The organism is Shewanella sp. AC91-MNA-CIBAN-0169 (genome assembly GCF_040310165.1).
GTDB lineage: Bacteria > Pseudomonadota > Gammaproteobacteria > Enterobacterales > Shewanellaceae > Shewanella.
The window spans coordinates 1-11,954 of the sequence record NZ_JBEOPM010000034.1; the positions used below are offsets into that span (position 1 = coordinate 1).

General features: G+C 41.7%; 9 protein-coding genes and 2 tRNA genes. All 11 read left to right on the forward strand.

The features are described 5' to 3' along the window. The 11 genes from AAEY98_RS20250 to AAEY98_RS20300 all read left to right on the forward strand — a co-directional run bounded on the left by AAEY98_RS20250 (position 1) and on the right by AAEY98_RS20300 (position 11,099). Positions 1-76: transfer RNA gene (locus AAEY98_RS20250), tRNA-Asn, on the forward strand. Between the two features lie 32 nt (positions 77-108). Then, positions 109-184, forward strand: a tRNA-Asn gene (locus AAEY98_RS20255). A 378-nt stretch (positions 185-562) separates the two neighbouring features. Further along, positions 563-2,461: an EAL domain-containing protein gene (locus AAEY98_RS20260; RefSeq protein WP_101087039.1), complete on the forward strand. Its 1,899-nt coding sequence runs from the start codon at positions 563-565 to the stop codon at positions 2,459-2,461. 139 nt (positions 2,462-2,600) lie between these two features. After that, positions 2,601-3,179 (forward strand): electron transport complex subunit RsxA, encoded by a 579-nt coding sequence (rsxA, locus tag AAEY98_RS20265; RefSeq protein WP_101087227.1) that lies wholly within the window; start codon positions 2,601-2,603, stop codon positions 3,177-3,179. Next, positions 3,179-3,760: an electron transport complex subunit RsxB gene (gene rsxB / locus AAEY98_RS20270; RefSeq protein WP_101087038.1), complete on the forward strand. Its 582-nt coding sequence runs from the start codon at positions 3,179-3,181 to the stop codon at positions 3,758-3,760. The genes rsxA and rsxB overlap by 1 nt, the downstream gene beginning before the upstream one ends. Continuing rightward, positions 3,754-6,117, forward strand: a complete 2,364-nt coding sequence (gene rsxC, locus AAEY98_RS20275) for an electron transport complex subunit RsxC (RefSeq protein WP_351019173.1) — start codon at positions 3,754-3,756, stop codon at positions 6,115-6,117. The genes rsxB and rsxC overlap by 7 nt, the downstream gene beginning before the upstream one ends. Before the next feature lie 2 nt (positions 6,118-6,119). Next, on the forward strand, positions 6,120-7,172 hold the full coding sequence (gene rsxD, locus AAEY98_RS20280) for an electron transport complex subunit RsxD (RefSeq protein ID WP_162023254.1): 1,053 nt from the start codon (positions 6,120-6,122) through the stop codon (positions 7,170-7,172). A 2-nt stretch (positions 7,173-7,174) separates the two neighbouring features. Continuing rightward, positions 7,175-7,822, forward strand: a complete 648-nt coding sequence (gene rsxG / locus AAEY98_RS20285; protein WP_101087035.1) for an electron transport complex subunit RsxG — start codon at positions 7,175-7,177, stop codon at positions 7,820-7,822. Next, on the forward strand, positions 7,815-8,510 hold the full coding sequence (locus AAEY98_RS20290; protein WP_101087034.1) for an electron transport complex subunit E: 696 nt from the start codon (positions 7,815-7,817) through the stop codon (positions 8,508-8,510). Before rsxG ends, AAEY98_RS20290 begins: the two co-directional genes overlap by 8 nt. Positions 8,511-8,569: 59 nt before the next feature. After that, positions 8,570-9,202, forward strand: a complete 633-nt coding sequence (gene nth, locus AAEY98_RS20295; protein ID WP_101087033.1) for an endonuclease III — start codon at positions 8,570-8,572, stop codon at positions 9,200-9,202. Between the two features lie 934 nt (positions 9,203-10,136). Then, positions 10,137-11,099, forward strand: a complete 963-nt coding sequence (locus tag AAEY98_RS20300; RefSeq protein WP_101087032.1) for a mechanosensitive ion channel family protein — start codon at positions 10,137-10,139, stop codon at positions 11,097-11,099. The last annotated feature ends 855 nt before the right edge of the window (positions 11,100-11,954 follow it).

An 11,954-nucleotide genomic window follows, 5' to 3' on the forward strand; every position in this document is an offset into this window, starting at 1 on the left:
TCCCCAATAGTTCAGTTGGTAGAACGGCGGACTGTTAATCCGTATGTCACTGGTTCGAGTCCAGTTTGGGGAGCCATTTCAAATTAAGTATTTATAGTAATAATTAATTCCCCAGTAGTTCAGTTGGTAGAACGGCGGACTGTTAATCCGTATGTCACTGGTTCGAGTCCAGTCTGGGGAGCCATTATTAAACGCAACATTAAACGCAACAATATCCACAGAAATCCCGCAACGTTATCATCTGCAAAACACACTCTTGCTCAACCTACCCTATAATTTCAATATTTTAATCAATAGTTTAATTTACCTTAACTATAATCGCTTATTCATCGGTATTAGTTAGTACTAAATCGCTAGTTTTTCTATTATAAATAATACCTTAGATTAGTAATCATTTAATCTCATTTCTGCTATGATGATATTGGTTATTATATAAACTATTTAAAGCATTATTACTTAAAGCATTATATTATTGATTAAATACCACGGTCGAACATCTACAGCACGACATTTGTGCAAGACCGAGCAAATTTAGCCATACACTCATAGGAATTGTTGTTTTATGGGCTTATCGAAATCCTTTCAGCTTGTCCTTTTTATCGTGTTCGGTTTATTAATTTTTCGAATTTACACGGTCGAAAACAACGAAGTACAAGAACAAGGTGAAATAGCACGAGCTAATTACCAGCAATACGTGCAAACCATTGATCAATGGCAGGGTAGCGGAGAAGCGCTATACCAACGTATGTCTACAGCGTTTTCTTTTCAATTTTTCCAATATATCCATAATACTGACAGCAATGAAAATTATACTCATGGCAGTTTACTTCGCCCTTCTGATGATTTTGCCAGCGAGATTTTTAATATTGAATTAGGCCATGTGCATGATTTTCCTGACGGGCGTTTACAAGTTAGATTAGACACCGCGAGTGTGTTGTCCCCTAGTTTTAATGACTTAGAGCAAACTGCGACGTTATTGATTACCGCTTATATTGCTTTGATGTTGTTATTTGCGGTGTTAATGCAATTACATCGTAAAAGAATTAACTATGCCGCCGAATACATTACTCATATTCCAGACTTATCGTTCCTAGCCATTGAGAAATCTCGCTTCCCAGGTGTGCTCCATCCCATCGGCAAAGCATTAGAAACATGTCGTAGCCAATTAAAACTCAGTTTAGATCGCGTACGCAAAGAAAATGAACAATTAACTAAAGCGGCATATCAAGATCCCGTGAGTGGCTTTTCTACTCGACAACGCTTTACACAACATATTGACACTATAAGCAAAACAGATAAACAACAGCATGGTGTCCTCGTTGTTATTAAGGCCGCAGAACTGGCAACGATTAACCAACTACATGGGCGTGCTGCTGGTGATGATTATTTAGCTAAACTGGCTACTTGTATTCGAAAGTCAGTTACAAACCTCGGATTGAGTGAGTGTTTTCGGGTATCTAGCGGTGATTTTGCTGTTTTCATTGAAAGTATTACTCTTAAAGAGGGTGAACGATTTTTAGAGCAACTTAAGCGTCATCTTGATGAATATGCCCAGAGTATCAAGAGTGACTCTATTGCTCATGCGGGTATGGTGCCTTATCAACAAGGAAATGAACCATTAGCATTGATGGCATTAGCCGATACCGCTGTCAGCGTGGCACAAACGCTCGGACCCAATCGCTACTATCAATTAGAAAAATTATCAGCGAATGAACAATTTGGTAATAACCATTGGAAAGTGACCATTGACGACTTAATTAACCGTCGAAGTATTAAATTTTATCAACAACCTATTCAGCCCTGTAATAATGACACCGAAGTTTACCGTGAACTTTTGGCTCGATTTTATAACTCCGAAGGTAAACCTTTACCCACAACCACTGTGATTGCGATGGCTGAGCGTTATGGTATGAGTGTGGAACTCGATAAAATGATAGTCACTCAAACCATTAAAGTGTTAAGTGAAAACCCCAGTATTTCAGGCCAAATGGGGGTAAACATTAGTGCTTCTTCTGCTCTGCAAGAGAGTTTTACCGTGTGGTTGAAGGATATATTATCTAAACACCGTGGTACTGCGGCTAGATTAGTGTTTGAACTCAATGAGTCTGGAATGCAGGCTAACTTAGAGTCTAGTCATAAATTTGTCACAGAGATCCATAAAGTTGGCGCAAAAGTCGCTGTCGAACGCTTTGGTCTAGGTTTTACCTCATTTAAATTTTTCCGCGAGGTCCGTCCTGACTTTATCAAATTGGACAGCAGTTATAGTGATAATATTGAACAGGATAACAACAATAAATTCTTTATCCGGATGATTGTTGATATCGCCAAACGCATTAGTATTCGAGTCATTGCCACGGGTGTTGAAAAACAAGATGAAAAACTCACCCTTGAAAAACTTTTAGTGGATGGACTACAAGGATATTATATTGCTAAACCTGAAGTATTGTTAACTAAACAGTAAAAACAACGTTAACAAACGGTAAAAATAACGATTTTATGTCAAGGTTAAACATTTTATGTTTAACCTTATTTTTTATCCGTTGTTTATCGGCGCCAAACCTAAGATAATACTAGGATGTATTAGTCAAAAAATTGTAGCAATGACAGAGTATCTTCTCTTGTTGATCGGCACAGTGCTGGTGAATAACTTCGTTCTGGTAAAATTCTTAGGTCTATGCCCTTTTATGGGGGTGTCGAGCAAATTGGCGTCAGCAATTGGCATGTCGATGGCAACCACGTTTGTGTTGACCCTAGCCTCTATTCTGAGTTATCTCACCAATGAATTTTTACTGCAGCCATTTGACCTCAACTACTTACGTACAATGAGCTTTATTTTGGTTATTGCCGTCGTAGTGCAATTTACCGAGATGGTTGTGCAAAAAACCAGTGCATCTTTACATCGTGCTCTGGGCATTTACTTGCCACTTATCACGACTAACTGTGCTGTATTAGGCGTCGCTTTACTTAACGTCAATGAAGACCATAACTTTATTCAATCAGCTATTTATGGTTTTGGTGCTGCAGTTGGCTTCTCATTAGTGTTAATTTTGTTTTCGGCCATGCGCGAGCGATTAGCCGCTGCAGACGTGCCCTTGCCTTTTAAAGGTGGCGCAATTGCCATGATCACCGCCGGTTTAATGTCATTAGCCTTCATGGGGTTTGCGGGGCTAGTTAGCTAATGGTATCGAATATATTAATTGCTGTTGCTGTATTAAGCGTTTTAGCATTAGTGTTTGGCGTCATTTTAGGTTTTGCTTCAAAAAAATTCAAAGTTGAAGGTAATCCTATTATTGATCAAGTTGAAACCCTGCTTCCGCAAACTCAATGCGGTCAGTGTGGTTATCCTGGTTGTCGCCCCTATGCTGAGGCTATCGCTAACGGCGACAAAATCAATAAATGCCCTCCTGGTGGTACTGCTACCATGGAAAAGATTGCCGAGCTTATGGGGGTTGAACCTGAAGCATTAGGCGAAGAAGCACAAGCCAGTATTAAAAAAGTAGCTTATATCCGTGAAGATGAATGTATTGGTTGTACCAAATGTATTCAAGCCTGCCCAGTTGATGCCATTTTAGGTGCTGGTAAATTAATGCATACCGTTATTGCCAAAGATTGTACCGGCTGTGACTTATGTGTTGAGCCTTGCCCTGTCGATTGCATTGATATGATCCCAGTTGAAACCACAATACAAAATTGGGATTGGAAATTACGCGCGATCCCTATCAACGTGATCAATACAGAGCAAGAGGACAAACGGTGCTAACGTTATTAGAGCAATTAGATAAAGGTACTTTGTGGCGCTCTCCTGGCGGGATCCATCCACCTGAACTTAAATCACTTTCCAACCAAAGCACCATATCACCTTTGCCACTGCAATCGCGATTTGTGATACCGGTTCCTCTTGTTGGTCAACAAGCGACCTTGAGTGTCAAGGTCGGAGACCAGGTATTAAAAGGACAACCACTCACTGAAGGTGCTGGTTTTATTTATTTACCCGTCCATGCCCCTACTTCCGGGACCGTTGTCGCGATAGAGCAACACGGTAGCAATCATCCCTCTTCATTGCCTGTGCTGAGTTGCATTATCGAAGCCGATGGACATGATACTTGGTGTGAACTTACCTCAAATCAGATTGAACAACTGTCCAAAGCCGATATTTTAGCCAAAATAAGGCAAGCAGGTATTGCAGGAATGGGCGGCGCAGCGTTTCCCAGTCATGTAAAACTCAACCCCGCGAGTGAAATCGATTTAATCATTATTAATGGGGTGGAGTGCGAACCTTACATTAGTGCTGATGATCGATTAATGCGTGAATACAGTGATGAAATATTAACTGGTATTAGTATCATTCAGCATTTGCTTAACGCACAACGTATTATTATCGCTATTGAAGATAATAAACCTGAAGCGGCTCAAGCAATGGAGTCTGCTATTCGTCGCAGCTCATTACCTAACGATATGATCCGTGTCACCGTTATTCCGACAAAGTACCCGTCAGGCGGCGAAAAACAACTTATTCAAATTATTACCGGCAAAGAAGTGCCCAGTGGCGCCATTCCTGCTCAACTTGGTATTGTTATGCATAACGTCGGTACCGCCTATGCCATTCAAGAAGCGGTATTACAGGGTAAACCACTCATTGAACGCGTAGTGACGTTAACCGGTGAATCCATCGGTAAACCTGGAAACTATTGGCTGAGAATTGGCACTACAGTAGCTGATGCCCTCAGCCAAGTCGGTTTTGAACCGCAGAGTTTACAAAAAGTCATTGTCGGCGGTCCGATGATGGGATACGCGTTGAGTGATCTTGATGTGCCAATATCAAAAGGAACCAACTGTTTATTGGCACCAAGCCAAGCAGAAATAGCTCCTGATCCAGATGAGAAAGCCTGTATTCGTTGTGGTGAGTGTGCAGTCGCCTGCCCCGCGTTATTGTTACCGCAACAGCTATTCTGGCACGCCAAAGCGGAGGAATACGACAAAGCGGCAAGTTTTAACTTAAAAGATTGTATTGAATGCGGTTGTTGCAGCTACGTATGCCCAAGTGACATTCCTTTAGTTGAATATTATCGGGTCGCGAAATCAGCGTTGAAGAATACCGCAGAAGAAAAACTACAAGCTGAAAAAGCAAAAATTCGTTTCGAAACACGCTTACAACGACTTGAAGATGAAAAAAATGCTCGAGAAGAAAAGTCAAAACAAGCAGCTGCCAAACGCCAAGCAAATATGAAGTCGGGTGATAAAGATGCGGTAGCCGCTGCTATGGCACGTATCGCCGCTAAAAAATCCCAGGCTGCAGAAGGCATAACTGCTGATACTGCTGATACTGCTGTAACAACATCTGATACTGATGCACCAAAAGCAGCAATAGACAGTACCAGCGCGAAGAAAACAGCAGTTAATGCCGCTATTGAACGTGCGAAAGCTAAAAAAGCCGCCTTTGCAGCTCAGTCTAAAGTAGATAATCAAAGTGATGTAGCTGCGGTCACAACGGATATAACTAACGAGAACATTGACACCGGCAATGATAAAAAAGCACAAATTGCTGCTGCAGTTGCTAGAGCTAAAGCCAAGAAAGCAGCATTAACCAATGTGTCTGGCGTGGCAGATGATGTGAGCGGCGATAAGGCTCGCGATACCGCAAACGAAGTTAATCCAGCAAGCCAAACAGATACAACCATTGCAGCAAGCCCTGTCGATGACAAAAAAGCTAAAATTGCTGCCGCCGTAGCCAAAGCAAAAGCCAAGAAAGCAGCATTAGCCAATGAATCTGCTGTGGCAGATGATGTGAGCGCCGATCAGTCTCGCGATACCGCAAACGAAGTTAATTCAGATACAACCATTGCAGCAAGCCCTGTCGATGACAAAAAAGCTAAAATTGCTGCCGCGGTTGCCAAAGCGAAAGCCAAGAAAGCGGCATTAGCTGGTGATTCTAGCCCGACAAATGACGTAGACGGCGATCAGACTCGCGATACCGCAAACGAAGTGAACCCAGCAATCGAAATTGATATAACCATTGCAGCAATCCCTGTCGATGACAAAAAAGCTAAAATTGCTGCCGCGGTTGCCAAAGCGAAAGCCAAGAAACTCGCTAACAGTGCTAAGCAAGAGGAACTATAACTATGGCATTTAAAATTGCCTCATCTCCACATGTCAGCACAACATTGCACACCAATACGGTAATGAAGCGTGTGGCACTATGCCTTATTCCAGGTATTGCAGTACAAAGCTATTATTTTGGTTACGGCACGTTAGTTCAATTATTACTCGCAATTACGGTGGCTTATTTAGCAGAAGCTGCAGTAATGAAACTGCGCAATAAAAATATTGTCGCCACCTTAACTGATAATAGCGCATTGGTTACCGCAAGCTTACTTGCGGTCGCGATCCCGCCATTAGCACCTTGGTGGTTAATTGTCATCGGAACATTATTTGCTATCGTTATTGTTAAACAACTCTATGGTGGGTTAGGTAATAACGTCTTTAATCCTGCAATGGCCGCTTATGTACTGCTGCTGATTTCATTTCCGGTACAAATGACCTCATGGGTTGCCCCTCAAACCTTAACCGTCAATTACGCAGATATGTTGCATACCTTCAACAGTATCTTTGAATTAAACACGGGATATGCTGCAGATTTTTTCCATTTGGCGATTGATGGCACCACCATGGCAACGCCACTCGACACATTAAAAACAGACCTTTCTATGGGGCTTACCACAACAGAAAGTATGACTAAAACCATCTTCTCTGGCAGTGTCGGCGAAGGTTGGTTTTGGGTCAATATGGCCTATTTTGTTGGTGGCCTAGTGATGCTAAAGCTTAAGGTGATACGCTGGCATATTAGCGGCGCTATTGTGCTGACTTTGTTTGTCTGTGCCAGTATTGGTTTTTTGATCAGCCCAGATACCTTCGTTAGCCCTGTGATGCATTTATTTTCAGGAGGAACCATGCTGGCGGCATTTTTCATTGCCACAGATCCCGTTACCGCAGCAGCAAGTCCTAGAGGTCGACTTATATTTGGTGCCATGATCGGCTTACTCATATACTTAATACGAACATTTGGTGGTTATCCTGACGCCGTCGCTTTCGCCGTTTTATTAGCCAATATGTGCGCGCCATTTATCGATTATTATGTTCGTCCACGCAGTTATGGTCATCGAGTAGGAAATTAATAATGTCTATTTTAACAACTAACCCGATGATTAAAAATGGCCTATTACTTGGCCTATTTGCCTTATGTTGCACTGGCCTAGTTGCGTTAGTGAACGCGTTAACCAGTGACACCATATTATTGCAACAACAAAAACAATTAACCTTAACGCTTAACCAAATTGTGCCGACTGAGTTATACGATAATGTACTCAGTGAACAATGCATTTTGGTTAACTCCCCGGAACTGTTAGGCACTAAAGCTGACTTACCAGCATACCTTGCTTATAAAAATGAACTCCCCGTAGCCATCGCGATTGAAGCTATTGCACCAGATGGTTATAACGGAGAAATAAAACTCATTATTGGTGTAGATAACCAAGGTAAAATATTAGGTGTTCGTACCCTTTCCCATCAAGAAACCCCGGGGCTTGGTGATAAAATTGAACTGAGAAAATCGGATTGGGTCACTCATTTCAGTGGTAAGTTATTTAAAGACAACACCAATATGTGGAAAGTAAAGAAAGATGGTGGTCAATTTGACCAATTTACGGGTGCCACTATTACTCCACGCGCTTACGTTAAAGCGATTGCCAATGCACTGACATTTGTTGAACAACATCGCCAAGCACTTTATCAAAGTCATTATGTCTGTGAGGCCAACCATGAGTAAATATAGTGAAATTGCAGCTCAAGGACTATGGAAAAATAACCCGGGATTAGTACAATTATTAGGGTTATGTCCGCTACTAGCCGTTACCGCAACAATCACCAATGCATTGGGTTTGGGCGTCGCGACGTTGTTGGTATTAGTTGGATCCAATATTTTAGTCTCCTTGGTACGTGATTTTGTGCCTAAAGAAATTCGTATCCCCGTGTTTGTCATGATCATTGCCGCGCTTGTTACTTGCGTGCAATTACTGATCAATGCTTATGCCTATAATTTATATTTGTCATTGGGTATTTTCTTACCGCTGATTGTAACCAACTGCGTCATTATCGGCCGCGCAGAAGCATTTGCCTCGCGTAACTCATTAGCGCATTCGGCATTCGATGGATTAATGATGGGCTTAGGCTTTACCGCTGTACTGGTTGTTTTAGGTGCTAGCCGCGAATTGCTCGGCCAAGGAACGTTATTTGGCGGTGCAGATTTACTATTAGGTGATTGGGCAAGTGTGTTAACCATTCATGTATGGCATGTGGACACGCCATTTTTATTGGCTATGTTGCCGCCGGGTGCTTTTATTGGCATGGGATTATTAATAGCCCTTAAAAATGTCATCGATAGCCGAGTTAACGCCCTGCAACCTAAGGTAGAAAGTGTTAGCGTAACGCGTGCGCGGATCACTAAAGTCAACTAACAAGACTTTGCAGTTAAACTACTGAGACCGTTAACTTAACGATAAAATGACCGATTATTATGAATAAAGATAAGCGACAACAAATACTCAACAGATTAAGAGACAATAATCCTAAGCCTGAAACTGAACTGAACTTTTCTAGTCCATTTGAGCTATTAGTTGCTGTCACGCTATCAGCACAAGCAACCGATGTCAGTGTCAACAAGGCAACTGATAAGTTGTTTCCTGTTGCCAATACGCCTCAAGCAATCTATGACTTAGGCGTTGATGGGCTTAAGCAATACATCAAAACAATTGGCTTATACAATAACAAAGCCGTTAATGTGATTAACGCCTGTAAAATGCTGGTTGATTTACATGGTGGCGAAGTACCCGAGAATCGAGAAGCATTAGAAGCTTTACCTGGAGTGGGACGAAAAACGGCCAATGTAGTACTCAATACCGCCTTTGGCTGGCCCACTATTGCCGTTGATACGCATATTTTTCGGCTAGCAAATCGAACGAAGTTTGCTCCTGGCAAAAATGTCGACCAAGTTGAACTGAATATGCTTAAAGTGGTGCCGAGCGAGTTTAAAGTGGATGTACATCATTGGTTTATTCTACACGGACGTTATACTTGTTTAGCACGAAAACCACGATGCGGCAGCTGTATAATTGAAGATTTATGCGAATTTAAAGATAAAACTGAATAGTCTATCACCTTGTTGACGTCGATATGTGTCATGTCTGTTCTCTCTTTTGTCCTGTTGCGGGATAAAGAGGGAAAAGTTCCAAACCTATTGGTATGGTGTATTGTTCACCATTTCACTGACAATTCGCCGCCCTGAGCGTAAGAGTCCAACACCAAATCGGCATGTATCTATACTTATCTTACAGTCATTTTCGTTCAGTGACGCCTCTGCAATTTCGAAAATTTTACGTTTGAACGAAGCTCGTCGTTTAATGTTAACCGACAACTTAGATGTGACAACGACATTCAAAGTTGGCTACGAGAGCCCCTCTCAATTCAGTTGGGAATACCGCCGTTTTTTGGTGCATATCCATTAAAAGATACAAAAGCATTGCGCGAAACTGGACTGCCTCAAGAAGCAAAGGCATAAAGAAAAAGAACCAAAAATGCTAGGTTTAACTTAACTTAACTATTTGTGCTTATGGCACTCACCGACTCTTTCGCAATGATAGAATTGGTTTTATCAACAGCGATACTCCGATATTTGGCTAGCCCACTATTGCCATTGATACACATATTTTTAGCTAAAAAATCGTCCCAAATTATCCCGAGGCAATAGAGGAAGATCAACGCTCCCACCGTTACCCCAGTCACCGCGTAAAGTCAACTTGTGACATCTTTAACGTTGAGCGAATAACATCGGGTGATGACGGTGTAGAAAGCTCTGTTGTCCGCAGCATGTGCTGAGCTTTTTTAAATAGTAGACAACAGTGCGCTGACTTTCACTCCCTCAAGGATAGTAAAGAGATGTTAGTATGGAGAATATGAGGCTACATGGATTTTCATTTTATGAAAAATGACGTTTTATTTTACCTATCCTCGACACTAGAGAAGCTCAATACACGGGCTGAATCTGCATTGAAGAACGATGATAAATAATAGTGGGAATAATATTAATGGACCTCTCTGTATTAGACAAATTCTGGCAGCTAATTGACGAAAAATTACAAGGCTGGCTAGAAGCTGGCATTAAACACTTGCCGAATTTTATAGTCGCCTTTCTATTAGCCATGTTTTTTGGCTTACTGGCTAAATATGTTGGTAGAGTCGTTCGAAAAGTGCTTCATAAAACCTTAGAGTCTGAACAAATTGCCGATCTACTTTCATCAATTATCAAGATGCTGGTGCTGTTGACAGGGCTATTTATCGCCCTAGAGTTTTTAGGATTAACCGGTACTGTAACGTCACTCTTAGCTGGCGCAGGTATTATTGGCCTAGCACTTGGTTTTGCTTTTCAAGACATGGCAGAGAATCTTATTGCTGGTATTGCGATGGGTATTCGTAAGCCATTTCAAATTGGCGATGTGGTTGAGGCAGGAGATGTGTTTGGCACCGTAAAAACCATTAATTTGCGTAACACATTAGTCGAAACGTTTTTTGGCCAAATAGAAGTTATTCCAAATAAAATCTTGTTTCGAAACGTACTCACAAATTATACGGTTACAGGGGTCAGGCGCATCGTAGTACCCGTTGGTATTTCTTACGCAGACGACCCAGAGAAGGCAGCTGGAGTTATTGAAGAAGCGATAAACGCTTGTGATTTTGTTATCAAAAAAGAACAAACTGCCGTGTTTGCTGAGGGATTTGCAGACAGCTGTATAAACTTAGTAGTCTGGTTCTGGATCGATTACCCAGGTGACACTGGCTTTATGAAAGCTCGACATACGGCGGTTGTAGAAATTAAAAAAGCGCTAGAAAAAGCGGATATCTTAATTCCATTTCCTATCAGAACATTGGATTTTGGCGCCAAAGGCGGTGAGAAGCTCAATACCATGTTGCCGGAAAAAAAGTCAGAAGAAAAGTCAGAAGAAGAATCAGCAGACTCACAGAAGCCATCATCGTCTGAAAATGAAAAGTAACCTCTGGGATCAGAGAAACTTTCATGAACTAAACGTCAGCTTTGTCGCATTGGTCTAACTTAATTAGACTATCAAAACATTTTTGAAGGTTGGCTGATCGGACATGGAATTCTGGAAAAAAGAGCCAACCATCGGCATTCTGCTACTAGTACGCGTATTGTTCCAGGCAGCTTGTAGGTCGGTAACACTTAGCTAGCCGACGTTCAAATTTTCTCTGATATATATAAGCGCATAACCACCGCTTGAATACGCTTATTCTGACTCATCGAATGCGCACAGATGGCATCACTGATCTCACATACAGCATCACTGATCTGACATGTAGCATTACTGATCCGACATATAGCATTACTGATCCGACATATAGCATAATAATTGACTAAATACTTTCGTGAGTCCAGTGGTTCACTTAATCATGTCCTGCCATACAGGAATAACATATCAAGCGTTCAAAGATAAACTATTTTGCTGCCATTACAGCAAGTGGGTCAATACCACCGCCCATTTCAGCGCCAGACAATTTACTGTCGTCAATCCGAGCCCCCTAACAACAAGATATCGCCTAGGGGATTAGCACCATCAAATTTGTTCACTGGTCCCGTATTCTTACAAGCATTCTTACAAAAAGGGGGGGAAGTCGACATGCCTACCTAGCACTTTTTTGTCGATTTATCGAATAAAATTGATACCTAGCACTAACAATCCCTAACTTCCTCATCCATTGACTTGTTCCAACAGTGGGTTCAATGACCCTCAACCCAACAACATCAGACCATGATGAATAGATCAAGCATGTGGTTTATTCTTTTTATACTTTTTCTTTGGGCCATTTATCCACTTCCAGCAGGAGCTCGG